Below are 25604 nucleotides of genomic sequence, written 5' to 3'. Positions count from 1 at the left end.
TCACGTGTTACTCACCCGTTCGCCGCTCGTGTACCCCCGAAAGGGCCTTACCGCTCGACTTGCATGTGTTAAGCACGCCGCCAGCGTTCGTCCTGAGCCAGGATCAAACTCTCCGTTGAAAAACCCCCAAAAGGGGCCAACATCGTTTTGATTCCTGACAAAAGGTTTGCTGACAAACAATTTGTCGGAATTAACCAACGCCAACAACAACCAGCAAGCTGGCCACTGCCGACGGGGGTTTACTACTAATTAATCTCGTCGACTATTGCACACTGTTGAGTTCTCAAGGATCAGACGCACACCACCCAGAAACCCCTCACAAAGAGAAGCACCCAGACGGGGCCAGACCACACGTCCCGCGTTTTCGGCGACCTGCCCAGAACACACCAAAGGTTCGGGATCAGCCGTTTCGGTTGAGACAGCCGCTACGCCCACCGGACAGCCGACCCTTCCAGGCCTTCCGCCCCGCCGTGCGGCGCAACAAAGAGAACATTACACACGGGTTTCGGGGCTGGTCAAACCGGGGTCCCTATGACCGTGACCACACCGGAAAAACGCTGCGGTTCCGGGAACCACGCCGGGCGGGCGGTCCCCGGACGCGCTACGGCAGACGGACTCCGGAGACGGAGCGCTTGCCCTTGCGCAGCACCACCCAGCCGGAGTCGCCGACGCCGTGCCCGGCCAGGCTCAGCTCGGGGTCCTCGACGCGCTCGTTGTTCACGTAGGCACCGCCCTCGGTCACCGCCCGGCGGGCGGCGGACTTGCTGTCGGCCAGGCCGGCCGCGACGAGGGCGTCCACGACCGTGGGCGCCTCGTCGAGCTCGACTCCCCCCGCCTCGCGCAGCGCCGCCTCGAGCGTCGACGCCGGCAGCTCGCCCAGGTCACCGCGACCGAACAGGGCCTGGGACGCGAGCTCGGCGGCCCGCGTCTCGTCCTCGCCGTGCACGAGCGTGGTCAGCTCCGAGGCGAGCAGTCGCTGCGCCGCTCGGGCGCCGGGACGCTCGGCGTGCTCGGCCATGACCCGGTCGACCTCGTCGACGGGCAGGAAGGTGAACTGCTTGAGGTACTCGCCGACCTTGGCGTCCTCGGCCTGGATCCAGGACTGGTAGAACGCGTACGGGCTCATGAGCGCGGGATCGAGCCAGATGGTGCCGGACTCGGTCTTGCCGAACTTGGTGCCGTCGGCCTTGGTGATCAGCGGGGTGGCCAGCGCGTGCACGCGGTCGCCGTCGGCCCGGCGGACGAGCTCGACGCCGGCGGTGATGTTGCCCCACTGGTCGCTGCCACCGGTCTGCAGCGCGCAGCCGTGGCGGCGGTGCAGCTCGAGGTAGTCCATGGCCTGGAGCAGGACGTAGCTGAACTCGGTGTAGCTGATGCCCGACTCGAGCCGGCTGGCGACGACGTCGCGGGCCAGCATGCGGTTGACCGGGAAGTGCTTGCCGATGTCGCGCAGGAAGTCGACCGTTGACAGGGACTGCGTCCAGTCGAGGTTGTTGACCAGCACGGCGGCGTTGTCGCCCTCGAAGGAGACGAAGCGCGAGACCTGGCCGCGGATGCGGTCCACCCACTCGGCGACGGTCTCCTTCGAGTTCATGACCCGCTCGCCGCTCTGCTTGGGGTCGCCGATGAGACCGGTCGAGCCGCCGACGAGCAGCAGCGGACGGTGGCCGGCGAGCTGGAGCCGGCGGGCGGTGAGGATCTGCAGCAGGTTGCCGACGTGCAGGGACGGCGCGGTGGGGTCGAAGCCCACGTAGTACGTCAGCGGCCCCGCGTCCATCTCGTCCCGGAGCGCGTCCAGGTCGGTCGAGTGCGCGATCAGTCCGCGCGCGTCGAGGTCGTCGATGACGTGGGTCACTGTCTTTCCGTCCGTCGGTGTGCCGCGGCTCTCGCGGCCCCTCGAGCCTAGCGAGGGAATACCCCCGCGCGGACGACGGTTCGTCCGGACGTGACTCAACGAGTGAAGGTCGACGTCTGGTCCGACATCGCGTGCCCCTGGTGCTTCGTGGGCAAGCGCCGCTTCGAGCAGGGCGTGGCGACGCTCGGCGACGACGTCGAGGTGGAGGTCGAGTACCACTCGTTCGAGCTCGCCCCCGACACGCCGGTCGACTTCGAGGGCAGCGAGGTCGACTTCCTGGCCGGCCACAAGGGCATGCCCGCCGCGCAGGTCGAGCAGATGCTGGGGCAGATGACCCAGGTCGCCGCCGGCGAGGGCCTGGCGTACGACTTCGACGCCCTGCAGCACACGAACACGCGCAAGGCGCACGAGCTGCTGCACCTGGCCAAGGCGCACGGCGTCCAGCCGGCCATGAAGGAGCGGCTGCTGCGCGCCTACTTCGAGCAGGGCCGCCACCTGGGACGCGTCGACGAGCTCGCCGACCTCGCGGTCGAGGTCGGGCTCGACCGCGACGAGGTCGTCCGCGAGCTCGAGGCCGGCACCTTCGCCGGCGCGGTGCAGGCCGACGTCGACCAGGCGATGCGCTACGGCATCGGCGGCGTGCCGTTCTACGTGGTCGACGGCAAGTACGGCGTCTCCGGCGCGCAGTCCCCCGAGACGTTCGCCGGGGCGATCACGAAGGCGGCGAGCGAGCAGTGACCGGACCGTTCGAGATCCTCGGCGAGGACGACGCCCCGGTCTGCGTCGACGGCGTGTGCGCGCTGCCCCATGCTCAGGACGACGACGAGACGGCTCGCGGGGCCCTCGGCGAGCGCCGGTAGGCGCTGACCGTCGGGTCCCCGGCGACCCAGAAGCGCCACGGTGCGTCGGCCGCCTTGGAGACGCCGACCCGCGGGCCGGCCATGATCCGGGCCGGCTCCTCGAGCCGCTCCCCCAGGTGCACCGGCTCCGGGTCGAGCAGGTCGGTCCCCTTGTCCTCGAGCGTGATACCGAGCGCCTCGGCGAGGTTGCCGGGTCCACGGGCGAGGCCCACGTCCTTCACGCTGGGACCGCGGCGCTCGCGCGCCAGGTCGTGACCCTCGACGACGCGCCCGGCGCGGACGAGGACGGCCGACGCCTCCCCCTCCGGGCTGGTCACGACGTTCGCGCAGTGGTGCAGGCCGTACGACCGGTAGACGTACAGCCGCCACGGCGGGCCGTACATGATGTCCGACCGCGGGGTGCGGGTGAAGGCGTGGGACGCCGGGTCGAGCGGTCCGGCGTACGCCTCGACCTCGGTGACGATCACCGTGACGCCGTGACCGACCAGCGCACGGCCGAGCAGCGACCGGGCGTCGTCGAGGACGGGCAGCTCGCTCAGGGCGCCTTGACCGCCACGACCGGGATGGACGTGTCGAGCATCAGCCGCTGGGCGACGGCGCCCATGATGAGCTTGCCGACCGGGGTGCGCTTGCGCATGCCGATGATCAGCAGCTCGGCGCCGCGGTCCTCCAGCACGTCCACCACGGCGCCGACGACGTCGTGGTCCTCGACCTGCGCGACGTCGTGCGCGATGCCCGCGCGGTCGAGCCGGGCGGTGACGTCGGACAGGTCGGCCGGCGGCGGCGTCGTGCCGTCCGGGCCGGGACCGACGACGTTCACGACGAGCACCGTCGCGTCACGGCGCAACGCCTCCTCCACGGCGAACTCAACGGCCGCCTGGCCGTAGGGGTCGGGCCGGTAGGCGATCGCGATGGTCATGTCGCGAGCCTATCGCCGCCGGTCGAGCCCGCCACGGGGGCTCAGCCCAGGCGCGACCGCAGCTCGGCCAGCTGCTCGGCCACCCGCGCGGGGGCGGTGCCGCCGCGCGAGTCGCGCGACGCGAGCGAGCCCTCGACGCTCAGGACCTCGCGGACGCCGGGCGTCAGGTGCGGCGAGATGGCCGCGAAGTCGTCGTCGGTCAGGTCCCACAGCTCGATGCCGCGCTGCTCGCACGCCTGGACGCACGCGCCGGACAGCTCGTGCGCGACGCGGAACGGCACACCCTGCTTGACCAGCCACTCGGCGACGTCGGTCGCGAGCGCGAACCCCTGCGGGGCCAACGACTCCAGGCGCTCGGTGTTGAACGCCATCGTGCGGACCATGCCGGTGAAGGCGGGCAGCAGCACCTCGAGGGTGTCGATGGAGTCGAAGACCGGCTCCTTGTCCTCCTGCAGGTCGCGGTTGTACGCCAGCGGCAGCGCCTTGAGCGTCGCGAGCAGGCCGGCCAGGTTGCCGATGACGCGTCCGGCCTTGCCGCGCGCCAGCTCGGCGATGTCGGGGTTCTTCTTCTGCGGCATGATGCTCGACCCGGTCGAGTAGCCGTCGTCGAGCCGGACGAAGTCGAACTCCTTGGTGTTCCAGAGGATGACCTCCTCCGCGAGCCGCGAGACGTCCACGCCGATCATGGCCGTGACGAAGGCGAACTCCGCGACGAAGTCGCGCGCCGCCGTGCCGTCGATCGAGTTGGCCGACGAGCCGGTGAAGCCGAGGTCGGCCGCGACCTTCTCCGGCGACAGGCCGAGCGAGGAGCCGGCCAGGGCCCCGCTGCCGTAGGGCGAGTCGGCGCCGACCCGGGCGTCCCAGTCGGCGAGCCGGTCCAGGTCGCGCACCAGCGGCCAGGCGTGCGCCATCAGGTGGTGGCTGAGCAGCACCGGCTGCGCGTGCTGCAGGTGCGTGCGGCCGGGCATGGCGACACCCATGTGCCGCTCGGCCTGGTCGGCCAGGGCCTCGACGAGCTCGGTGACGAGCGCGGAGATCGCGCGACCGTGGTCGCGCAGGTACATCCGGAACAGCGTCGCGACCTGGTCGTTGCGCGAACGGCCGGCCCGCAGGCGTCCGCCGAGCTCGGCGCCCAGGCGCTCGAGCAGCCCGCGCTCGAGCGCGGTGTGGACGTCCTCGTCGTCGGGCTGGGGCGCGAAGGCCCCGGAGCGGACGTCGGCCTCGAGCGCGTCGATGCCGGCGAGGAGCCGCTGGTGGTCATCCGCGGTGAGCAGCCCGGCGGCGTGGAGCACGCCGGCGTGGGCGCGCGACCCGGCCAGGTCGTAGGGCGCCAGGCGCCAGTCGAAGTGCGTGGAGCGGGACAGCTCGACCAGCTCCGGGGAGGGTCCGGAGGCGAAGCGGCCGCCCCACAGGCGGGTCTGGTCGTTCTCGGTCACGAGGGCTCCTTCGGGGTCGTGGCCAGGGCGGTGAACCGCTGGGCGACGGCGTCGCCGCCGGCGGGGTCGCGGGTGATGAGCAGGACGGAGTCGTCGCCGGCGATGGTGCCCAGGACGTCCCCGAGGGTCGCATGGTCGATGGCCGAGGCCAGGTACTGGGCCGCCCCCGGCGGGGTGCGCAGGACGACGAGGTTGGCCGACGCCTCCGCGGTGACCAGCACCTCGCGGCAGATCCGGGCGAGCCGGGCCTGGGACGCCGGGCTGTCGACGGCCGGACGCGGGGTGGCGTCGCCGCCCTCGGCCGGCACGGCGTAGACCAGTCCCCCGTCGCGCCGCACCCGCACCGCGTCCAGCTCGACGAGGTCGCGCGAGACGGTCGACGGCGTGGCGACGACGCCCTGCGCCTCCAGGAGGCCGACGAGGTCGCCCTGGGAGCGAACGGCGTGACGGCCCAGCAGCTCGACGATGAGCTGCTGGCGGGCCGCCTTGGTGGTGGGGACGACCACGGTCAGGACGCCTTCGCCAGCAGCCAGGCCAGGACGGCCTTCTGCGCGTGGAGCCGGTTCTCCGCCTCGTCCCACACGACGCTCTGCGGGCCGTCGATGACGTCGGCGGCGATCTCCAGGCCGCGGTAGGCCGGCAGACAGTGCAGGACGATCGCGTCCGGCTTCGCCAGGCCCATCGCCTCGCCGGTGATCGAGTAGCCGCCGAACAGGGCGAGCCGCTCGGCCTTCTCGTCCTCCTGGCCCATCGAGACCCAGGTGTCGGTGATGACGACGTCCGCCCCGCGCAGCGCCTCGGCCGGGTCGTCGGTGACGACGACCGAGCCGCCGGTCGTCGCGGCGACGCGCTCGGCGTCCGCGACGATCGCCGGGTCCGGCTGGTAGCCGGCCGGGGCGCCGACCCGCACGTGCATGCCGGCGGTCGCGCCTCCGAGGACGTACGAGTGACCCATGTTGTTGGCGCCGTCGCCGAGGTAGGCGACGGTCAGCCCGGCCAGCTCGCCCTTGCGCTCGAGCACGGTGAGCCAGTCGGCCAGGATCTGGCACGGGTGGAAGTCGTCGCTCAGCGCGTTGACGACCGGCACGCCGGCGTGGGCGGCCATGTCCTCGAGCCCGGCCTGGGCGTAGGTGCGCCAGACGATCGCGGACGTCATCCGGCCCAGCACCCGGGCGGTGTCGGCGACGGGCTCGCCGCGGCCGATCTGCGTGGTGCCGGTGTCCATGACCAGCGGGTTGCCGCCGAGGTCGGCGATGCCGACGGCGAACGAGACGCGCGTGCGGGTGGACGACTTGTCGAACAGCACCGCGACGGTCTGCGGGCCGGCGAGCGGCTTGCGCGCGTACGGCTCGGCCTTCATGGCCAGGGCCAGCTCGAGGACCTCGCGCTGCTCGGCGGGGGTCAGGTCGTCGTCGCGGAGGAAGTGCCTCATGCCGTGGCCTCCGTCAGCAGGGCCGCGAGCGTCTTCGCGGCGCCGGACGCCTGCTCGGCCGTGAGCACCAGCGGCGGGGCGAGCCGCAGGCGCTCGGGCGTCGCGGCGTTGACCACGAGGCCGGCGTCGAGCGCGGCGGTCGCGACCTGCTGGGCGACCGGCTCGGTCAGCACGATGCCGACGAGCAGGCCGCGTCCGGTCGTCTCCGCGACGAGCGGGTGCGCGGCCAGGTCGGCACGCAGCTGGTCGCCGACGGTGCGGGCGTTCTGCAGCAGGCCCTCGGACTCGATCGCGGCGATGACGGCGAGGCCGGCGGCCGTGGCCACCGGGTTGCCGCCGAACGTCGTCCCGTGGTTGCCGGGCTGCAGCAGCTCGCCCGCGGCGCCCAGGCCGATGCACGCACCGATCGGGACACCACCGCCCAGGCCCTTCGCGACGGTCACCAGGTCGGGCGTGACCCCGGACGCCGCGTGGGCGAACCAGGCACCGGTGCGGCCCATGCCGGTCTGGACCTCGTCGATCCACAGCAGGGCGCCGTGCTCGGACGTGACCCGGCGGGCCGCCTCGAGGTAGCCGTCGGGCGGGACGACCACGCCGGCCTCGCCCTGGATCGGCTCGAGCAGCACGGCCGCGACGGTGTCGTCGACGGCCGCCTCGAGCGCGGCGACGTCGCCGAACGGGACGCGCACGACGTCACCGGGCAGCGGCTCGAACGGCTCGCGGTAGGCCGGCTTCGCGGTGAGCGCGAGCGCGCCCATCGTGCGTCCGTGGAACGCGCCGTCGGCCACGACCACACGGGTGCGCCCGGTGCGGCGGGTGACCTTGAACGCGGCCTCGTTGGCCTCGGTGCCCGAGGAGGTGAAGAAGACCTTGCCCTCGGCGCGCTGGCCGCCGCCCACGAGCTCCAGCAGCCGCTCGGCCAGCTCGACCTGCGGGAAGGAGGTGAAGAAGTTCGAGACGTGGCCGAGCGTGCTCATCTGCTCGGTCACGGCCTGCACCAGCGCCGGGTGCGCGTGGCCCAGCACGTTGACCGCGATGCCACCGAGCAGGTCCAGGTAGCGGTTGCCGTCGACGTCCCAGACGTACGGGCCCTCGCCGCGCACCAGGACGCGCTGCGGCGGGCCGAAGGTGTTCATGAGCGACGCGGCGTAGCGCTCCTGCCACTGTGCGCTCGTCGTCTGCTGCGCGGTGCCCGCGAACTTCGCCTCGGTCATGCGCGGACCTCCGTGAGAAGCGCAGGACACGGACGCCCGCGCATGCCTGTCTGGTCGTTTCCCTCGCTGCGCTCGGTCATGCTTCGTCCTTCTTCATCGAGGTCTTGTACAGGGCGCTGCGGACCTTCGTCGGCGCACCGGGCAGCACCTGCGTGCCGACGCCCTCGTCGGTGAAGATCTCCAGCAGGACGGCGTGCGGCTCGCGGCCGTCCACGACCGTGGCGCCGGTGACACCGCCCTCGACCGCCTTGAGGCACGCGGTCATCTTCGGGATCATGCCGCTCGCCAGCGTCGGGATGACCTCGGCGAGGTTCTCGGGCGAGATCTCACCGATGACGTCCGTGCTCTCGGGCCAGTTGACGTACAGGCCCTCGACGTCGGTCAGCACCAGCAGCTTCTCGGCACCGAGCGCGACCGCGAGCGCCGCGGCGGCGGTGTCGGCGTTGACGTTGTGCACCTGGCCGTCGGCGTCGGGCGCGACCGTCGAGACGACCGGGATGCGTCCGGCGTCGATGAGGTCCTGGACGGCCTCGGGACGCACGCCGACGACCTCGCCGACCAGGCCGACGTCCACCGGCTCGCCGTCGACGACGGGCATCGTCTTCTGCGCGGTGAACAGCCCGCCGTCCTCGCCGGACAGGCCCACGGCCAGGTCGCCGTGCTGGTTCAGCAGGCCGACGAGCTCACGCCCGACCTGGCCGGTCAGCACCATGCGGACGACCTCCATGGCCTCCGGCGTGGTGACGCGCAGGCCGCCGCGGAACTCGCTCTCGATGCCGAGCCGGTCGAGCATCGCGCTGATCTGCGGGCCGCCGCCGTGGACGACGACCGGCTTGAAGCCGGCCAGGCGCAGGAACACGACGTCCTCGGCGAACGCGCGCTTGAGCGACTCGTCGGTCATGGCGTTGCCGCCGTACTTCACCACGACGACCTTGCCGTGGTACTTCTTCAGCCACGGCAGGGCCTCGGCCAGCGTGGCGGCCTTCGCGGTGGCCTTCTTCCACTCCGTCGGGTGCCACTCGTCCTGGGCCTCGAGGTCCGAGCCGAACGGGCTGTCGGTGTCCGTCATCTCGTGCTCCGTCATGATGAGTACGCCGAGTTCTCGTGGACGTACGCGTGGGTCAGGTCGTTGGTCCAGATCGTCGCGGACGCGTCACCGGCCTTGAGGTCGATCGTCACGCTCACCTGGCGCGGCTCGAGGTCGACGCCGTCGGGCGACTCGGCCGGTCCGCTGGCGCGGCACACCCAGACGCCGTTGAGCGCGACGTCCAGGTCGGCCGGGTCGAACGCGGCCTGCGTCGTGCCCACCGAGGCCAGGATGCGGCCCCAGTTCGGGTCCTTGCCGAAGATCGCGGCCTTGAACAGGTTGCTGCGGGCCACCGAGCGACCGACCTCGACCGCGTCGTCCTCGCTCGCCGCGTGGACGACCTCGATGGCGATCTCGTGGTCGGCGCCCTCGGCGTCGGCGAGCAGCTGCAGCGCCAGGCTGTGGCAGACCTCGTGCAGCGCCGCGGTGAACGCGTCGGCGTCCGGGCTCACGCCGGAGGCGCCGCTGGCCATGAGCAGCACGGTGTCGTTGGTGGACTGGCAGCCGTCGGAGTCGAGCCGGTTGAACGTCGTCCGGCACGCCTCGCGCAGGGCGGCGTCCGCCGTGGCGCTGTCGACGTCGGCGTCGGTCGTGATGACGACGAGCATCGTGGCCAGCGCGGGGGCCAGCATGCCGGCACCCTTCGCCATGCCGCCGACGGTGAAGCCGTCGCGGGTCACCTCGGCCTGCTTGGGGACGCTGTCGGTGGTCATGATGGCGCGCGCGGCGGCCGCTCCCCCGTCGGCCGAGAGGCCGTCGATGGCGCGGGCGACGCCGCCGAGCAGGTCGTCGCGGTCGTTGACCAGGCCGATCAGGCCGGTGGAGCACACCTGCACGTCGATCGCGCCGACGTCGAGCCGCTCGGCGACGAGCTCGGCGGTGGCGTGCGTGGTCTGGAAGCCCTCGGCGCCGGTGTAGCAGTTGGCGCCGCCGGAGTTCAGCGCGACCGCGGTCGCACGTCCGCTCTTGATCGCCTCCTGGCTCCAGAGCACGGGGTTGGCCTTGCAGCGGTTGGACGTGTAGACGGCCGCGGCGGCCGTGCTGGGGCCGTCGTTGACGACGACGGCGACGTCCGGGTCGCCGCTGGACTTGAGTCCGGCGGCCACCCCGTTCGCGCGGAAGCCCTGGGCAGCGGTGACGCTCATGGAGCGACTCCTTCGGTCGGGAGGCCGGTGGTCTCGGGCAGGCCGAGGGCCAGGTTCATGGACTGGATCGCGCCGCCGGCGGTGCCCTTGACCAGGTTGTCGATGGCGGTGACGGTGACCAGGCGGCCGGCGCGCTCGTCGACGGCGACCTGGACGAACGCGTTGTTCGAGCCGAGCACGGCGGCCGTCGTGGGCCAGACGCCCTCGGGCAGCAGGTGGACGAACGGCTCGTCGGCGTAGGCCTTCTCGTACGCGGCCCGGACGTCCGCCGCGTCGCCGGTCAGGCGGGCGGTGGCCGTGGCGAGGATGCCGCGGGCCATCGGCACCAGCGTGGGCGTGAACGAGATGGACACCTCGCCGGCCCCGGCCGAGCGCAGGTTCTGCACGATCTCGGGGTTGTGCCGGTGCGCTCCGGCGACGCCGTAGGCCGACGCCGAGCCGAGCCCCTCGGACGCGAGCAGGTGCGGCTTGGCCGCCTTGCCGGCGCCGGAGAAGCCGTTGGCCAGCACGGCGACGAGGTCGGTGGGTTGCACCAGGCCGGCGTTGACGGCGGGCTGCAGGCCCAGCGTCACGGCGGTGACGTTGCAGCCGGGCACCGCGATGCGTCCGACGCCGGGCAGCACGTCGCGCTGGCGGCCGTCGGCGGTGAGCAGCTCGGGCAGGCCGTAGGGCCAGGTGCCGGCGTGGTCGCCGCCGTAGTAGTCGGCCCAGTCCTGCGCGGACGTCAGGCGGTGGTCGGCGCCCAGGTCGACGACGAGCGCGTCGTCGCCCAGGGTCGCGGCGACGGCGCCCGAGTGCCCGTGCGGCAGGCCCAGGAACACGACGTCGTGGCCGGACAGGGTCTGCGCGTCGGTCGGCTCGAGCACGCGGTCGTGCAGCGCCGTCAGGTGCGGCTGGTGCTCGACCAGGCGCGAGCCGGCGCTGGACGCGGCGGTCAGCGCGCCGATCTCGACCTGCGGGTGCTGCAGCAGCAGGCGCAGCACCTCGCCGCCGGCGTACCCGCTGGCACCGGCGACGGCGACGCGGATCTTCTTCTCGGTCATGGTGTCCCCTCCGGTCGGGCGCCGACGTCAGTCGGTGCCGAGCTCCATCGCGGCCGCGTCGAGGGCGAGCGGGTCGCCGTCGGCGGACGGGTTCGCCTCGATGCGCACGGCGCCACCGGCCGGCAGCTCGCCGAACAGCGTGCCGTTCTCGACGAGCACCTGGCCCTGGTCGAGCGGCTGCTCGGCGTACAGCTCGAGCTTGGCGCGCGAGTCGGCGATGTCGAGGTTGCGCATGGTCAGCTGGCCGATGCGGTCGGTCGGGCCGAACACGGCGTTGTCGGTGCGCTCCATCGAGAGCTTCTCGGGGTGGTAGGAGAACGCCGGGCCCTGGGTGTCCAGGACGGTGTAGTCCTCGCCCCGGCGCAGGCGCAGCGTGACGTCGCCGCTGACGACCGAGGCGATCCAGCGCTCGATCGACTCGCGCAGCATCAGCGACTGCGGGTCCAGCCAGCGTCCCTCGTACATGAGCCGGCCCAGGCGGCGTCCGTGCTGGTGGTAGTTGGCGATCGTGTCCTCGTTGTGGATCGCGTTGACCAGCCGCTCGTAGGCGGTGAACAGCAGCGCCATGCCCGGCGCCTCGTAGATGCCGCGGCTCTTGGCCTCGATGATGCGGTTCTCGATCTGGTCGGACATGCCCAGCCCGTGGCGGCCGCCGATGGCGTTGGCCTCCATCACCAGCGCGACCGGGTCGTCGAAGCGCGTGCCGTTGATCGCGACCGGACGTCCGGCCTCGAAGGTGATCGTGACGTCCTCGGCGTCGATGTCGACCGACGGGTCCCAGAACTTCACGCCCATGATCGGCTCGACGGTCTCCAGCGAGACGTCCAGGTGCTCGAGCGTCTTGGCCTCGTGCGTCGCGCCCCAGATGTTGGCGTCGGTGGAGTAGGCCTTCTCGGCGCTGTCGCGGTAGGGCAGCTCGTGGGCGACGAGCCACTCGCTCATCTCCTGGCGGCCGCCGAGCTCGGCGACGAAGTCGGCGTCCAGCCACGGCTTGTAGATGCGCAGCTCGGGGTTGGCCAGCAGGCCGTAGCGGTAGAACCGCTCGATGTCGTTGCCCTTGAACGTCGAGCCGTCGCCCCAGATGTTGACGCCGTCCTCCTGCATCGCGCGCACCAGCAGCGTGCCGGTGACGGCGCGGCCGAGCGGCGTGGTGTTGAAGTACGTGCGGCCGGCCGAGCGGATGTGGAAGGCGCCGCAGGCCAGCGCGGCCAGGCCCTCGTCGACGAGCGGACGCTTGCAGTCGATCGCGCGGGCCAGCTCGGCGCCGTACTCCATCGCGCGGCCGGGGACGCCGGAGATGTCCGGCTCGTCGTACTGGCCGATGTCGGCGGTGTAGGTGCACGGCGCGGCGCCCTTGTCGCGCATCCAGGCGACGGCGACGGACGTGTCGAGCCCGCCGGAGAAGGCGATGCCGACGCGCTCGCCGGCGGGGAGGGAGGTGAGGACCTTGGACATGTCGCACATTCTTGCACAAGTCTGCAAGAACGTGCACGCCGACCCGCCGCCCCTACGATGCTGCCATGCGTCTGCTCGCCCTGCGACTCCTCGCCCTCGCCGCCGCGGTCGCGGTGGTCCTCGTGCCGGGATGGGTCGCCTCGTTGGACGGCGACTCGTCCCCCGCCGCCGACCCGGTCACCATCACCGACTACCGCGCGACCTTCGACGTCGACGAGGACGGCACGCTGCTCGCCCGCGAGGAGCTGACCGCGCGGTTCCCGTCGGGCCGGCACGGCATCTTCCGCTACTTCGACCTGGCCGACCCCACGGACGAGGGCGCCCGGCTGTACCCGCGCGACCTCGAGGTGGAGCGCGACGGACGTCCGGAGCCGTTCGACGAGCACTGGGAGAGCGGGCAGCGCTTCCGCGTCGCCCAGATCGGCGACGCGAACACGTTCATCGCCGAGGGCGAGCACACCTACGTGCTGACCTACCGGGTCGAGGGCGCCCTCGTGCCCACCGGCGCGGACTCCGCCGACGGCTCGGCCAGCTGGTCCAGCGACGACCCCGACCGCTCGGTCTTCTACTGGAACGTCGTGCCCGGCGGCTGGGAGATGCCGATCGAGCGCTCCACCATCGAGGTGCGGCTGCCCACCGCGCCCGACGACGTCACGTGCGCGACCGGATGGGGCACGGCGCTCGACACCTGTGCCGAGGCCCAGGTCGACGGATCCACCGTCACGCTGACGACCGGGGCGCTGGAGCCGCGCACCCCGGTCACGCTGCGGGCCGACCTGGACGTCCCCGCGCCCGACCGCGGCTCGCTCCCCTGGTCGGTCACCTGGGACTACTCGCTCGGACGCTCGGTGCCGCTGCTGGCGCTCGTCCTGCTGCTCGGCGCGGCGACGTTCACCGGCGGGTACCTGTGGGAGCGCCGCGCCCGCGAGCGACGTCCCGGCTACCCCGCCATGTTCGAGCCGCCGCCCGGCCTCGGCCCCGCGCAGACGGCGTACGTCGTCGAGGAGCGCGTGCCCGACCACGCCCTGGTGGCCACGCTCATGCACCAGGCCGCGCAGGGCCTCACCCGCCTGGAGCAGACCGAGCAGGGCATGGTCGTCGTCGGCCTGGCCGAGCCGGCCGCCTGGGAGGCGCAGGACCCGGTCAGCCGCCACGTGGGCGAGATGCTCGGCGTCACCACGCCCGGCTCCCGGTTCGCGGCCGACGGCTCGGTCGGTGCCGGCCAGGTCCTGTCGGGCCTCAAGGCGTCCGTGCGGACGGCCACGACCGGCTGGGCGACCGGCTCGGGCGTGCAGCAGCACGTCACGTCCGAGTGGCTCGGACGCTTCGCGGTCATCGGCGCCGCGGTGCTGGCGATCGCCCTGCCGTTCCTCGGCATCGCGCCGCTCGTGTGGCTCGTGCCGCTGCTCGCGTTCGCCGTCGGCGGCATCGGGCTGCTCGGACGCGGCGTCGGCACGCGCCGCACCAAGCAGGGACGCCTGCTGTGGTCGCACGCCGGTGGGTTCCGACGGGTGCTCACCACCGACTCGGCCGAGGCGCGCTTCGACTTCAGCGCCCGCCAGGGCCTGTACACCGACTTCATCCCCTACGCGGTCGTCTTCGACGCCGCGGACGGGTGGGCGCGCAAGTACGAGCAGGAGACGGGCCAGCCCGCCCCGCTGCCCGACTGGTACTCCCCGGTGCCGGGCCTCTACTGGGGCGCCGCCGGGCTGAGCGCCCTCGACGCGGCGGTCTCCAGCTTCGAGACGTCCGTGTCGTCCTCGATCAACGCCTACCAGGCCACCCAGACCTCCTCGTCGTCCGGCGGCGGCTCGTGGTGACCGCTCGACGCCCTGCTCCCCCGTACGGAAGGATCACCCCATGATCTGGATCATCGTCATCGTCGTCGTGCTGCTCGTCCTGCTGGTCGGGATCGGCGTCGTCGGCTTCAACAAGCTGCGCACCGCCGACGTCGAGGCGCAGGAGGCCCTGGGCGGCATCGACGTGCAGCTGACCCGGCGGGCCGACCTCATCCCCAACCTGGTCAGCACCGTCAAGGGCTACGCGACGCACGAGCGCGCGGTCTTCGACGAGGTCACCGCGGCCCGCGCCGCGGCGGCCGGAGCGGCCAAGGGCGGCAGCGTCGCCGACAAGGCGGCCGCGGACGCGCGGCTGGACAACGCGATCGTCAACGTCATGGCCGTCGCCGAGGCCTACCCCGACCTCAAGGCGTCCGCGAACTTCCAGCAGCTGCAGGCCGAGCTGAGCGACACCGAGAACAAGATCTCGTTCGCCCGCCAGTTCTACAACGACGCGGTCAGCACGCTGAACAAGCTCGTGACGACCATCCCGTGGATGTTCTTCGCCGGCATGGCCAAGGTCGGCCAGCGCGAGTTCTACAAGGCACCGGAGGGCCAGGCGACGCCGCCCACCGTCCAGTTCTGACCCGCACGCGCGAGGGGCCCCGGACCGAGTCGGTCCGGGGCCCCTCTGCGTCGGGCGGTCAGCGCAACGTGGCGCCGGCGGCCTCCGCGGCGACGGCGACGGCCGCCTCGCGGGCCGCCTTGATCTCCTCGTCGCCGAGCGTGTGGTCGCTCGCTCGCAGACGCAGGGAGAAGGCCAGCGACTTCTTGCCCTCGGGCAGCTGCTCGCCGGTGTAGACGTCGAACAGGCGCACCGACTCGACCACCGAGCCGGACCCGGCCAGCGCGTCGTGGACGACCGCGGACGGCACGGCGTCGTCGACCACCAGCGCCAGGTCCTCCTTGGCCACGGGGAAGGTCGAGAACGACGGCGCCGGACCCTGCTCGGGAGCGGCGGCCACGAGCGCGTCGAGGTCGACCTCGGCCGCGACCGTGCGGGCCGGCAGGCCCCAGTCGCGCACGACCCGCGGGTGCAGCTCGCCGGCGTGGCCGACCACCACGCCGTCGACGACGACCTCGGCGCATCGGCCCGGGTGCCACGGACGCACGTCGGCGGCACGCACCTCGACGTCGACGTGGAACGACGCGGCCAGGACGCGCACCGTCTCGACGGCGTCGGCCCAGGTCACCTCGCGTCCGGCGCCGTACCAGCCCGGACGCTCACGGTGACCGGCCATGACCAGGCCGACGTGCCACGGCTGACGGGGCAGGGCGGCGTCCAGGGCCGCGAGCTCCTCGTCGGTCGGGCGCCGGTCGACGCCGTAGATCGGCGCCTCGAGCTCGCGCTCGCCGGGCAGGAACACCCGGCCGGTCTCGACCAGCGCGACGTCGGAGTGACCGCGCCCGAGGTTGAGCACCGCGGCCTTGAGCAGGCCGACGAGCAGCGTCGTCGTCATGCCCGGCTCCTCGGCCGAGAGCGGGTTCTCCAGCAGCACCTGACGGCGGCGGTCGTCGGCGGCGTCCAGGCCGAGCCGGTCCAGGTCGGCCGGTCCGGCGAACGGGAACGTCTTGACCTCGACCAGACCCTGGCCGGCCAGCACCATGCCGGCGCGGCGGCGCAGGCGCTGGGCCTTGGTCAGGCCGCGGCCGGCCGGGGCGACGGGCAGGATCGACGGCACCTGGTCGTACCCGACGACGCGCAGCACCTCCTCGGCCAGGTCGTACGGGTCCGTCAGGTCGGGGCGCCAGGGCGGCGGGGTGACGGCGAGCTCGTCGCCGTCGACCTCGACCGCGCAGCCGTTCCCCTCGAGCGCGGAGACGGCGGTGGCGGCGTCGATGTCGATGCCCGTGACCCGGGCGGCCAGGTCGGCGCGGGCGTGGATCACCGGCTGCGCCGGCGGCTCGCCGACGACGGTGACGCCGGGCTCCAGCGTGGCCCCGCCCAGCTCGACCATGAGTTGCGCGACACGGGTCGCCGCGGCCGTCGCGATGGTCGGGTCGATGCCGCGCTCGAAGCGCTTGGACGCCTCGGAGGGCAGCTTGTGCACCCGGGCGGTGCGGGCGATGGTGGCCGGGTCGAAGTAGGCGGCCTCGACGACGACGTCCGTCGTGGTGGCCGACAGCTCGACCTCCTCGCCGCCCATGACGCCGGCCAGGCCGATCGGGCCCCGGTCGTCGCAGATGAGCAGGTCGGACGCCGCCAGGGTGCGCGTGACGCCGTCGAGCGTCGTCAGCTTCTCGCCCTCGGTGGCCTGCCGGACGACGATCGGGCCACGGAGCGCGGCCTTGTCGTAGCCGTGGATGGGCTGGCCGAGCTCGAGCATCACGAAGTTGGTGATGTCGACCGCCAGCGAGATCGAGCGCATGCCGGCGCCCTCGACGGCGCGGACCATCCAGTCGGGCGTCGGACGCGACGGGTCGAAGCCCGTGACGGTCAGCGTGGTGAACACCGGGCAGGCGTCCGGGGCCTCGACCGAGACCGGGTACGCGCCGGCGCCCTCCCCGGTGTGCGGCTCGAGGCCGGCCGGGTCGCGGAACGGCACGCCGAGCGCCAGGCCGGCGTCACGGGCGACACCGCGCATCGAGAGCGCGTACGCGCGGTCGGGGTTCACCTCGAGGTCGAGGATCTCCTGGTCCAGGCCGAGCAGCGCGATGGCGTCGTCGCCGGGCTCGGCCCGGCCGGGCTCCAGCACGATGATGCCGCTGGCGTCGCCGGGCAGGCCGAGCTCGGCCAGCGAGCAGATCATGCCGTCCGAGACGTGGCCGTAGGTCTTGCGCGCGGTGATCTCGAAGCCGAGCGCGGGCAGCACGGTGCCCGGCAGCGACACCACGACCAGGTCGCCCTCGACGAAGTTGTGCGCGCCGCAGACGATGCCCCGACCGGCCGGCACGTCGTCCGTGGCCGGCTCGTTGTGCTCCGGGCCGACGTCGACGCGGCACCAGTTGATGGTCTTGCCGTTCTTCTGCGGCTCCTTGACGAGCGACAGCACGCGTCCGACGACGAGCGGACCGCTGACGCCCGACGACACGATCTCCTCGAGCTTGAGGTCGAACGCGGTCAGCCGGTCGGCCAGCTGCTGGGTGGACAGGTCCTGCGGCAGGTCGACGTAGTCGCGCAGCCAGGACAGGGGTACTCGCATCAGAGCTCCACTCCGAACGCCTCGGTGAAACGGATGTCGCCGTCGATCAGGTCGCGCAGGTCGGCGATGTCGTAACGGCCGGTGATGGTGCGGTCCAGGCCGATGCCGAAGGCGAAGCCGGAGTACCGCTCGGGGTCGACGCCGCAGGCCACGAGGACGCGCGGGTTCACGACGCCGCAGCCGCCCCACTCGATCCAGCCCTCACCACGGCACGTGCGGCACTCGGCGACCGCGCCGGGCTCGTTGTGGCAGACGTAGCAGAGCAGGTCCATCTCGGCGCTCGGCTCGGTGAACGGGAAGTACGACGGACGGAAGCGCGTCGTGGTGCCCTCGCCGTAGATCGCCTGGGCGAAGTGGTCGAGCGTGCCCTTGAGGTGGGCCATCGTCAGGCCCTCGTCGATCGCCAGGCCCTCGACCTGGTGGAAGACCGGCGAGTGGGTCGCGTCGAGCTCGTCGGTGCGGAACACGCGTCCGGGCACCGCGACGTAGATCGGCGGCTTGCGGGTCAGCATCGTGCGGGCCTGCACCGGGGACGTGTGGGTGCGCAGCACCATGGCCGCCTTCTCGGGCGTGACCCAGAAGGTGTCCTGCATGGTGCGGGCCGGGTGGTCGGGCCCCAGGTTGAGCGCGTCGAAGTTCAGCCACTCCGCCTCGACCTCGGGCCCCTCGGCGACCTCCCAGCCCATGGCGGTGAAGATGTCGGCGACGTGCTCCTGCACGGTGGTCAGCGGGTGGCGGGCGCCGCGCGGCGTGCGGTCCCACGGCAGCGTGACGTCGACCGTCTCCTCGGCGAGCGCGTGCTCCTCGGCCTCGGCCTCCAGCACGGTGGTGCGCTCGGCGAGCGCCTTGCTCACGGCGCCGCGCGCCTGGCCGACGCGCTGGCCGGCCTCCTTGCGGGCCTGCGGCGGCAGCGCGCCGATCTCGCGGTTGGCCAGGGCCAGCGGCGAGCGGTCGCCGGCGTGGTCGAGGCGCACCTGCTTGAGCTGCTCGAGCGTGCTCGCCTCGGCGATCGCCGCGAGCGCCTCGTCACGGGCGCGCTCGACCTCGTCGGCACGCAGCGGCGTGACCTCGACGGGGTCGTACTCGGAGTTGGGGGCCGACATGGCGGACCTCTCTGCAGGACGTACGCGGGACCCGTCGATCCTAGTCGTGGCCGCCGCCCGCCCGGTGCGCGGGAGCCCCGCGCGGACGCCGCTCAGTCGTGGAGCTCGGCCGGCTCGGCGACCGGGAGCCAGAAGCTGATCTCCGCTCCCCCGCCGTCGGCGTCCTCGACGTCGATGTGGCCGCCGTGCTGGTCGACGATGCCGCGCACGATGTACATGCCCAGGCCGGTGCCGGCGCCGGGTCCGGAGCGCCAGAACCGGCTGAAGATGCGCATGCGCGACTCCTCCGGGATGCCCGGCCCCGCGTCGCGGACGAGGACGCGCACGCCCTGCTCGCCGGCGTGGACCTCCGGGCGCACCGCGAGGCCGCGCAGGCCCTTGCCGTGGCGCACCGCGTTCTCGACCAGGTTGGTCAGCACCTGGGTGATGCGGTCGGCGTCGCCCCAGACCACCGGGACCTCGCCGGTCACCTCGACCTCGCCGTCCCAGCCGCTGGCCACGAACACGCTGTCGACGACGCGGGCCGCGAGCTCGTCGAGCTGCACCGGGCCGCGGCGCAGCGTCAGGCGTCCGGAGTCGATGCGGGCCGCGTCGAGCAGCTCGGTGATCAGCCGGGTGAGCCGGTCGGCGTCGGCGTCGACCGTGGCGAGCATGAACTGCTTCTGCTCGTCGGAGAACCGGTCCCACTTGGTCAGAAGGGTCGACACGAAGCCCTTGATGCCGGTCAGCGGCGAGCGCAGCTCGTGGGCGACCGTGGCGATGAGGTCGGAGCGCTCGCGGTCGCGCTGGTTGCGGATGCGGGCGTTGCGCACCGACACGACCAGGCGGACGACCGGGCCGAGCGGCTTCTCGCGGACGAGCCGGGCGGTGATGAGGTACTCGCTGCCGCGCGGCGACCACCAGGACTGCTCCGAGATGCGCGTGCGCGTGGCCAGCCCGCCGTACGGGTCGACGCACTCGAACCACGAGTGGCCGTTGAGGTCGTCGAAGGGCAGCGCGTCGGCCAGGTGCATGCCCAGCATCTCGTCGCCCTTCGCGCGCGCCAGCTGGCGGACGAACCCGTTGACGTACTCCACCCGGCCGTCCGGCCCGGCGACGATGAGCCCGTCCGGCAGCTCGTCGAGATCGACCTCGGTCACTCCGTGAACACCCCCCGTGCTCGCCGTCACGCTAGCCCACCGGAGCGCTGGGCGTAAGCCGTCGCGTACAGGCAGACGGCGGCGGCGGTGGCCAGGTTCAGGCTCTCGGCGCGTCCGTAGATGGGGACGCGGACGACCTCGTCGGCGAGGGCGCGCGTGGCCTCGGGCAGGCCCCACGCCTCGTTGCCCATGAGCCACGCGGTGGGCCGGGCCAGGTCCAGGCCGGGCTCGTGCAGCTCGCGCTCCCCCGCCCCGTCGGCGGCGAGCACCTGCAGACCGGCCTCCTGCAGCCGGCCCAGGACGCCGGCGGTGTCGCGGTCGCGGACGACGGGCAGGTGGAACAGGCTGCCGACCGAGGCACGGACGGCCTTGGGGTTGTACGGGTCGACCGAGTCGCCGGCGAGCACGACGGCGTCGGCACCAGCGGCGTCGGCACAGCGGATGACGGCGCCGGCGTTGCCCGGGTCGCGGATCTCGGCGCAGACGACGACGAACCGGACCGGGGTGGCCAGCACGGCGTCCAGGTCGGTCTCGACGAACCCGCAGCGGGCGACCACGCCCTGGGTCTGCACGGTGTCGCTGAGCGCCTCGACGACCTCGTCGTCGACGACGTGCCACTCGATCCGCGCGTCGCGCGCGGCGGCGGTGAGGTCGGGGTGGGAGCCGGTCGCCTCCGACGTCGCGTAGACCTCGCGGACGACGCCGGGAACGACAAGCGCCTCGCGGACGGCCTGGGGACCTTCCGCGAGGAACTCGCGCGTCTTCTCCCTGAACGCACGAGTGGCGAGCCGCCGGGCCGTCCTGATCCGTCCGGAGCGGACGGTCAGGACGTCGGGGCTCGCCATCTCGTGCGGGTCGCGCCGGGCGTCAGGCCGCAGCGGGATCCTTGGGCGCGTTGACGTCCTCGGGCAGGCTGTTCTTGGCCAGCTCGACGAGCGCGGAGAACGCGGCCGGGTCGTTGACGGCCAGGTCGGCCAGGATCTTGCGGTCGACCTCGACACCCGCGGCCTTGATGCCCTGGATGAAGCGGTTGTAGGTCAGGCCCTCCGCGCGGACCGCAGCGTTGATGCGCTGGATCCAGAGCTTGCGGAAGTCGCCCTTCTTCGCCTTGCGGTCACGGTAGTTGTAGACCAGCGAGTGGGTGACCTGCTCCTTGGCCTTGCGGTACAGGCGCGAGCGCTGGCCGCGGTAGCCCGACGCGCGCTCGAGGGTCTCGCGGCGCTTCTTCTGCGCGTTGACGGAACGCTTGACGCGTGCCATGGGGTGCTCCTTAGTGGTTCAGGGGAAAGAGGGTCAGAGGCCGAGCATCTTCTTGACGCGCTTGGTGTCCGCCTTGGCGACGTCCACCGTGCCGTCGAGACGACGCGTGCGCGTGCTGGGCTTGTGCTCCAGCAGGTGTCGCCTACCGGTCTGCTCGCGACGGAGCTTGCCCGTGCCGGTCTTCTTGACGCGCTTCTTCATGCCCGAGTGCGGCTTGAACTTCGGCATCTCATGCCTCCATGTCTGGGTCGAGGTTTTCGGAGCGACGACGGGGCTTCTTCGGCGTCGCGGTGGTCTTCTGGGCTTCGCGGTGCGCCTTCTCGGCGGCTTCCTCGGCCTCGCGCTCGGCGGTCTTGGCGGCGGTGGACTCGGCCTTCGCTGCCTTGACCTCGGCCTGGGCCTCGGACTTCTTCTTGTGCGGGGCCAGGACCATCGTCATGTTGCGTCCGTCCTGGCGAGCGTTGGACTCGATGAAGCCGAGGTCCTCCACGTCGCCGGCGAGCCGCTGCAGCAGCCGGTAGCCCAGCTCGGGGCGGTGCTGCTCGCGACCACGGAACATGATCGTGATCTTGACCTTGTCCCCACCCTTGAGGAACCGCACGACGTGACCCTTCTTGGTGTCGTAGTCGTGCTGGTCGATCTTCGGGCGGAGCTTCATCTCCTTGATGATCGTGTTGGTCTGGTTGCGCCGGGACTCACGGGCCTTCTGGGCGTTCTCGTACTTGAACTTGCCGTAGTCCATCAGGCGGCAGACCGGCGGACGCGCGGTCGCGGCGACCTCGACGAGGTCGAGGTCGGCCTCCGCGGCGAGCCGCAGGGCGTCCTCGATCCGGACGATGCCCACCTGCTCGCCGTTCGGTCCGACCAGACGCACTTCGGGCACACGGATCCGGTCGTTGACGCGCAGCTCGTTGCTGATAGGTGCCTCCAAGATTCGGTCGATAGGCTGGAGGCCGCCCCGAAACGGGAAAGGCCTCCGTCGAAGACGGAGGCCACCAGGACCAGGACGCCCCGAGGGACGCCCTGCGCGAGCCGGACCGAGTCGTGCTGGTCCGGCAGGACCCTCCAGCATCTCAGCCGGACAGGTGGGAGGTGGACTCCACTTCGACCACCCACCGTACCAGCGTCTTCGCACGAGACGAAATCCGCCACGCGTTGCACGGGTGAAACACGACGCGACCGGAGCCGAAACCTGCGCGTCGCAGGCTGGGCCCATGACGTGGCGCGTGCGCACGACCCTGCCCGACCGGCCCGGCGACCTGGCCCGGGTGGCGACCACCTGCGGCGACGCGGGCGTCAACATCGTCTCCATGCAGGTCTTCCCGACCTCGCCCCGCGTCACCGACGAGCTCGTCGTCAGCGCCCCGGACGGCTGGGACGACCTGCGGGTGGCCGAGCTGTTCGAGAAGGCCGGCGGCGAGGACGTGGTCGTGGTGCGCCTGGGCGGGTCGTCGCTCGCCGACCCCACGACGTCCTACCTGGACGCCGTGCGGCTGGTGCTGGACGAGGGTCGTGCCGTCGAGGACGTGCTGGCCGACCTGCTCGGCACCCAGCCGCCCGACGTCGCCGACTACAGCGGGCACGACGTGCTCGACCTGACCCGGCGGGACGGCACGACCCTGCGGATCAGCCGGGCGTTCGCCTTCACCCCGGTGGAGCGCGCCCGCGCCCAGGCCCTGGTGTCGCTGCTCGGCGACGCGGGCGCCGACGTGCCGCTCATCGCCCCGTCGGCGCTGGGCGACGCTCCCCTCGTGCGGGAAACGACGCTCGCCGACATCGACGCGGTGGCCGCCCTGCACGGACGCTGCAGCGTCGCCACCCTGTACCGCCGCTACGAGACGCCGCTGCGGATGCCGGTGGCGACCCGCTTCGCCCGGCGACTGGTGCTGCCCGAGCACGGTCACGGGCTGGCCGTGCAGGTGGGGCTCGACCTCGTCGGGCACGGCGTCCTCGAGCGGGGCGACACCGGATGGACGCTGCAGATGCTGGTCGAGGACGCCTGGCAGGGCCGCGGGCTCGGCACGCAGCTGCTCAAGCACGCGGCCGGACGCGCGAGGGCGGACGGCGCCGAGCACCTCACGCTCATCAGCGGACGCGGCAACGACACGCTGCTGCGCACGGTCGGCAACGCCGGGTTCGTGGCCCGTGTCGAGCGGCGCGAGGGGCAGGTGCACGTGACCGTTCCGCTGCGGGGGGTGCGTCCGCACGACGGGGCGGGGCGGCCGGCGCCCTCCGCGGGGGCCGCGGGCTGACTCACCCCGCCCGGCCGTGGACCGGCCGGGCGCTCGCCGGCGGCTCCCCGACCTCCGCGACGGCGTGACCCGTGCAGGGCGTCTGCGTCACGGTGGCCCGCTCGACGCGCGAGACGGTGAACCAGCGCATCGCGTCGCGCAGCCGGCACCAGCCCACCAGGTACCACCGGCCGTTCCGGCCCGCGAACAGGACGGGCTCCACGTCCCGCGTGGTCGTCACGCCCTCCCCCGACGTGTAGCGGATCCGGACGACGCGCTGCTCGACCATCGCCTCCTCCAGCGCCGAGCGGGTCGCCCGCGTCGCCACGGACCCCGGCTCGACCCAGATCCGGCCGGCGAGCAGCTCGGCCCGGGCCCGGGTGCGCGGGTCCAGCACGTCCAGGACCTTGGCGACCCCGGCGCTCGCCAGGTCCGCGTAGGGGGCGTCCGGCGCGGCGGCGACGGCCGCCATGAGGCCGACCGCCTGCGACGGGGACAGGCTGACCGGCGGCAGGGACGCCCCGGCAGCGAGCCCGTAGCCACCACCCGGGCCGGGGCGCGACCACACGGGCGCGCCGCTGCGCTCGAGCGCCGCCAGGTCGCGCTTGATCGTCCGCACCGACACCCCGAACTCGCGCGCCAGCCGCTCGGCCGAGCAGCCGCGCGGGCCGTGGCGGCGGAGCGCCTCGAACAGGGCGTGGAGACGCTCGGCGCGCTTCACGGGCGTTCGTCCGGATTCATGCCATAGATGGTGACACGCTGTTGTCCAGGACCGCACCGAGGATGACGACATGACACCGACGCACCGCCTCTCGCCCATCGTCCTCGTCCCCGGCCACTGGCTGGGCGCCTGGGCCTGGGACGAGGTCCTCGAGCTCCTTCCCGCCGACGTGGCCGCGGTGGCGACGACGCTGCCCGGGCTCGACCCCACCGACCCCGACCGCGCGACGCGGACCCTCGACGACCAGGTCGCGACGCTCCTCGACGTGCTGACCCGCCTCCCCGCGGACACCGGTGGGCCCGCGACGCTCGTGGCGCACAGCGGGGCGAACGGCCCGGTCAGCATCGTCCTGGACCGTCGTCCCGACCTCGTCCATCGCGTCGTGTGGGTCGACTCGGGGCCCATGGCGCCCGGGACGGCGTTCGCCGCCGACCTGCCGCCGGAGGTCACGGAGCTGGCGTTGCCCGCGTTCGACGTCCTCGGCCAGCAGGCGAGCCTGGAGGGGCTCGACGCCGACACGCTCGATCGCTTCCGCGAGCGGGCCGTCCCGGAGCCCGCCCCGGTGCTGCGTCAGGCCGTGGACCTCACCGGCGAGGCACGCCGCGCGGTGCCCACGACGCTCGTGTGCTGCTCGATCCCGGGCGCGCAGGTGCGCGAGCTCGCCGCCGCGGGGCACCCGATGTTCGCCGAGGTCGCCGGGCTCGAGCGGCTCGAGGTGGTCGACCTGCCGACGGGGCACTGGCCCATGTGGAGCCGGCCGGGCGACCTCGCCGGCGTCATCTGCGCCGCGGCGCGGACCGACTGACCTGCGCGGCGTCCGGCCGCAGGACGCCCTAGCCCTCGCGCGACTCGACCCAGGCCAGGCCGGCGGCGGTGCGCACGAGGGCGCGGCCGGCCGCGAGCTGGCGCACGTCGTCGCCGTCGATCGGCTGGAAGTGCGGGCTGGCCAGGTCGAGCAGGATGGCGTCCGCGCCCTCGTCGAGCGCGGAGATGGCCGCCGCCTGGCCCCACACCGGCACCGGCCGGGCCTCGGGGTTCCAGCGGGCCATCGTCTCCAACGAGCTGAACGCCAGCAGGCCCTTCCGGCCGTCGGCGCCGGTCATGAGGACGGCGGCCATATCGGCGTTCTTGTCGCCCTGCCCGGGCACGTGGTCCTCCCCGAGCATCGCGACGATGGGCACGAAGACCCGCACGCCGCCGAACACGGCGAGCACGCGGGCGGGGTCGCCGAGCGCCTCGGCCAGCTCGGGGTAGACCCGGCCGTCGTCCCCGGGGAACGCCGGCTCGGCGAGCGACGGACCGTGGGTCATCGGACCCGGCTCCGGAGCCAGTCGACCGCCTCGCGGGACTGCGCACCGTCGCTGCCCTGGATGGCGAACAGCATCACCCGCTCGTCGTCCTTGGTGACGAGCGTCGGCCAGGGCGCGCCGGAGTTCATCGCGAACCCGGCGACGTCCGACCACGGGACGTGGCGGGTGCGGAAGCCGTTGGTGACGTGCAGCGCCTCGTCGTCGACGACGACCTTGCTGCGGCCGATGGCGTGCAGGCCGGCGAGGACGCCGAGTAGCAGCAGCGCCATCGTGACGATCTCGGACGCGTGCCACTCGACGAAGTCGGGCAGCGCCACGCCGATGAAGGCCGACAGGACGACGACCAGCACCGCGACCACGTAGGCCACGACACGGGCGCCCACCGGGCGGAACGTGCGGCTCGGGGCGGGCAC

Annotated in this window: 26 protein-coding genes and 1 rRNA gene; 5 read left to right on the top strand and 22 right to left on the bottom strand. The window is 72.8% G+C overall.

From position 1 onward, the window contains the following. Together E0W78_RS05865 and tyrS are read right to left on the bottom strand one after the other, a co-directional pair. Positions 1-119: ribosomal RNA gene (locus E0W78_RS05865) — 16S ribosomal RNA — on the bottom strand; the annotation flags it as partial. A 482-nt stretch (positions 120-601) separates the two neighbouring features. Next, entirely contained in the window at positions 602-1855 is a 1254-nt protein-coding gene (tyrS, locus tag E0W78_RS05860) for a tyrosine--tRNA ligase (RefSeq protein ID WP_131402907.1), read from the bottom strand. Positions 1856-1945: 90 nt separating this feature from the next. Between tyrS and E0W78_RS05855 the strand changes: the two genes are divergently transcribed. After that, positions 1946-2593 (top strand): DsbA family oxidoreductase, encoded by a 648-nt coding sequence (locus E0W78_RS05855; protein WP_131402906.1) that lies wholly within the window; start codon positions 1946-1948, stop codon positions 2591-2593. A 73-nt stretch (positions 2594-2666) separates the two neighbouring features. Here E0W78_RS05855 and E0W78_RS05850 read toward each other — a convergent pair whose 3' ends face one another. From E0W78_RS05850 to argG, 10 genes are all read right to left on the bottom strand, one after another. Beyond that, positions 2667-3254, bottom strand: coding sequence for a DNA-3-methyladenine glycosylase (locus E0W78_RS05850; protein WP_131402905.1), 588 nt, complete (start codon positions 3252-3254; stop codon positions 2667-2669). After that, the gene (locus tag E0W78_RS05845; RefSeq protein WP_131402904.1) at positions 3251-3634 is read right to left on the bottom strand and encodes a universal stress protein; all 384 of its coding nucleotides are present in this window, start codon (positions 3632-3634) and stop codon (positions 3251-3253) included. Before E0W78_RS05845 ends, E0W78_RS05850 begins: the two co-directional genes overlap by 4 nt. Before the next feature lie 41 nt (positions 3635-3675). Further along, the gene (argH, locus tag E0W78_RS05840) at positions 3676-5070 is read right to left on the bottom strand and encodes an argininosuccinate lyase (RefSeq protein WP_131402903.1); all 1395 of its coding nucleotides are present in this window, start codon (positions 5068-5070) and stop codon (positions 3676-3678) included. Next, complete coding sequence (locus tag E0W78_RS05835; protein ID WP_131402933.1) at positions 5067-5582, bottom strand: arginine repressor; 516 nt, start codon at positions 5580-5582, stop codon at positions 5067-5069. Before E0W78_RS05835 ends, argH begins: the two co-directional genes overlap by 4 nt. Then, complete coding sequence (gene argF / locus E0W78_RS05830; RefSeq protein WP_131402902.1) at positions 5579-6502, bottom strand: ornithine carbamoyltransferase; 924 nt, start codon at positions 6500-6502, stop codon at positions 5579-5581. Before argF ends, E0W78_RS05835 begins: the two co-directional genes overlap by 4 nt. Continuing rightward, the gene (locus E0W78_RS05825; RefSeq protein WP_131402901.1) at positions 6499-7716 is read right to left on the bottom strand and encodes an acetylornithine transaminase; all 1218 of its coding nucleotides are present in this window, start codon (positions 7714-7716) and stop codon (positions 6499-6501) included. The genes argF and E0W78_RS05825 overlap by 4 nt, the downstream gene beginning before the upstream one ends. Before the next feature lie 76 nt (positions 7717-7792). Further along, positions 7793-8785 (bottom strand): acetylglutamate kinase, encoded by a 993-nt coding sequence (gene argB / locus E0W78_RS05820; RefSeq protein ID WP_131402900.1) that lies wholly within the window; start codon positions 8783-8785, stop codon positions 7793-7795. 11 nt (positions 8786-8796) lie between these two features. Beyond that, positions 8797-9948: a bifunctional glutamate N-acetyltransferase/amino-acid acetyltransferase ArgJ gene (gene argJ, locus E0W78_RS05815; protein ID WP_131402899.1), complete on the bottom strand. Its 1152-nt coding sequence runs from the start codon at positions 9946-9948 to the stop codon at positions 8797-8799. Then, the gene (gene argC / locus E0W78_RS05810; RefSeq protein ID WP_131402898.1) at positions 9945-10991 is read right to left on the bottom strand and encodes an N-acetyl-gamma-glutamyl-phosphate reductase; all 1047 of its coding nucleotides are present in this window, start codon (positions 10989-10991) and stop codon (positions 9945-9947) included. Before argC ends, argJ begins: the two co-directional genes overlap by 4 nt. Positions 10992-11018: 27 nt before the next feature. Further along, positions 11019-12446, bottom strand: a complete 1428-nt coding sequence (gene argG / locus E0W78_RS05805; protein ID WP_131402897.1) for an argininosuccinate synthase — start codon at positions 12444-12446, stop codon at positions 11019-11021. A gap of 65 nt (positions 12447-12511) precedes the next feature. Here argG and E0W78_RS05800 point away from each other — a divergent pair, with 65 nt between their 5' ends. Both E0W78_RS05800 and E0W78_RS05795 read left to right on the top strand, forming a co-directional pair. Beyond that, positions 12512-14266 (top strand): DUF2207 domain-containing protein, encoded by a 1755-nt coding sequence (locus tag E0W78_RS05800; protein ID WP_131402896.1) that lies wholly within the window; start codon positions 12512-12514, stop codon positions 14264-14266. Positions 14267-14306: 40 nt separating this feature from the next. Continuing rightward, positions 14307-14870 (top strand): LemA family protein, encoded by a 564-nt coding sequence (locus E0W78_RS05795; RefSeq protein ID WP_131402895.1) that lies wholly within the window; start codon positions 14307-14309, stop codon positions 14868-14870. A 58-nt stretch (positions 14871-14928) separates the two neighbouring features. On the opposite strand, the gene pheT is transcribed toward E0W78_RS05795, so the two are convergent. The 7 genes from pheT to infC all read right to left on the bottom strand — a co-directional run bounded on the left by pheT (position 14929) and on the right by infC (position 21860). Beyond that, complete coding sequence (gene pheT, locus E0W78_RS05790) at positions 14929-17427, bottom strand: phenylalanine--tRNA ligase subunit beta (RefSeq protein WP_131402894.1); 2499 nt, start codon at positions 17425-17427, stop codon at positions 14929-14931. Next, on the bottom strand, positions 17427-18530 hold the full coding sequence (gene pheS, locus E0W78_RS05785; protein WP_131402893.1) for a phenylalanine--tRNA ligase subunit alpha: 1104 nt from the start codon (positions 18528-18530) through the stop codon (positions 17427-17429). The genes pheT and pheS overlap by 1 nt, the downstream gene beginning before the upstream one ends. A gap of 92 nt (positions 18531-18622) precedes the next feature. Further along, positions 18623-19669: an ATP-binding protein gene (locus tag E0W78_RS05780; RefSeq protein ID WP_207392647.1), complete on the bottom strand. Its 1047-nt coding sequence runs from the start codon at positions 19667-19669 to the stop codon at positions 18623-18625. A 26-nt stretch (positions 19670-19695) separates the two neighbouring features. Then, positions 19696-20514 carry an RNA methyltransferase gene (locus tag E0W78_RS05775; RefSeq protein ID WP_131402891.1) on the bottom strand — a complete coding sequence of 273 codons (819 nt, stop codon included), beginning with the start codon at positions 20512-20514 and terminating at the stop codon, positions 19696-19698. 22 nt (positions 20515-20536) lie between these two features. Further along, entirely contained in the window at positions 20537-20929 is a 393-nt protein-coding gene (rplT, locus tag E0W78_RS05770) for a 50S ribosomal protein L20 (protein ID WP_131402890.1), read from the bottom strand. A gap of 33 nt (positions 20930-20962) precedes the next feature. Continuing rightward, positions 20963-21157: a 50S ribosomal protein L35 gene (gene rpmI / locus E0W78_RS05765; protein ID WP_131402889.1), complete on the bottom strand. Its 195-nt coding sequence runs from the start codon at positions 21155-21157 to the stop codon at positions 20963-20965. Between the two features lies 1 nt (position 21158). Further along, positions 21159-21860 carry a translation initiation factor IF-3 gene (infC, locus tag E0W78_RS05760; protein WP_242686244.1) on the bottom strand — a complete coding sequence of 234 codons (702 nt, stop codon included), beginning with the start codon at positions 21858-21860 and terminating at the stop codon, positions 21159-21161. Between the two features lie 283 nt (positions 21861-22143). On the opposite strand from infC, the gene E0W78_RS05755 reads away from it, so the two are divergent. Then, the gene (locus tag E0W78_RS05755; RefSeq protein WP_165570413.1) at positions 22144-23181 is read left to right on the top strand and encodes a GNAT family N-acetyltransferase; all 1038 of its coding nucleotides are present in this window, start codon (positions 22144-22146) and stop codon (positions 23179-23181) included. A gap of 1 nt (position 23182) precedes the next feature. Here the strand turns inward: E0W78_RS05755 and E0W78_RS05750 are convergent, their stop codons facing one another. Further along, positions 23183-23881: a WYL domain-containing protein gene (locus E0W78_RS05750; RefSeq protein ID WP_131402886.1), complete on the bottom strand. Its 699-nt coding sequence runs from the start codon at positions 23879-23881 to the stop codon at positions 23183-23185. Positions 23882-23951: 70 nt separating this feature from the next. Between E0W78_RS05750 and E0W78_RS05745 the strand changes: the two genes are divergently transcribed. Continuing rightward, the gene (locus E0W78_RS05745) at positions 23952-24686 is read left to right on the top strand and encodes an alpha/beta fold hydrolase (RefSeq protein ID WP_131402885.1); all 735 of its coding nucleotides are present in this window, start codon (positions 23952-23954) and stop codon (positions 24684-24686) included. Positions 24687-24714: 28 nt separating this feature from the next. On the opposite strand, the gene E0W78_RS05740 is transcribed toward E0W78_RS05745, so the two are convergent. Together E0W78_RS05740 and E0W78_RS05735 are read right to left on the bottom strand one after the other, a co-directional pair. After that, positions 24715-25191, bottom strand: coding sequence for an SseB family protein (locus E0W78_RS05740; RefSeq protein WP_131402884.1), 477 nt, complete (start codon positions 25189-25191; stop codon positions 24715-24717). Continuing rightward, the gene (locus E0W78_RS05735; protein WP_131402883.1) at positions 25188-25604 is read right to left on the bottom strand and encodes a PH domain-containing protein; all 417 of its coding nucleotides are present in this window, start codon (positions 25602-25604) and stop codon (positions 25188-25190) included. The genes E0W78_RS05740 and E0W78_RS05735 overlap by 4 nt, the downstream gene beginning before the upstream one ends.

The organism is Aeromicrobium sp. IC_218 (assembly GCF_004336805.1).
Classification (GTDB): Bacteria; Actinomycetota; Actinomycetes; order Propionibacteriales; family Nocardioidaceae; genus Aeromicrobium.
The sequence above is the reverse complement of the archived record's forward strand: the minus strand, read 5'-3'. Positions and strand labels throughout refer to the sequence as shown.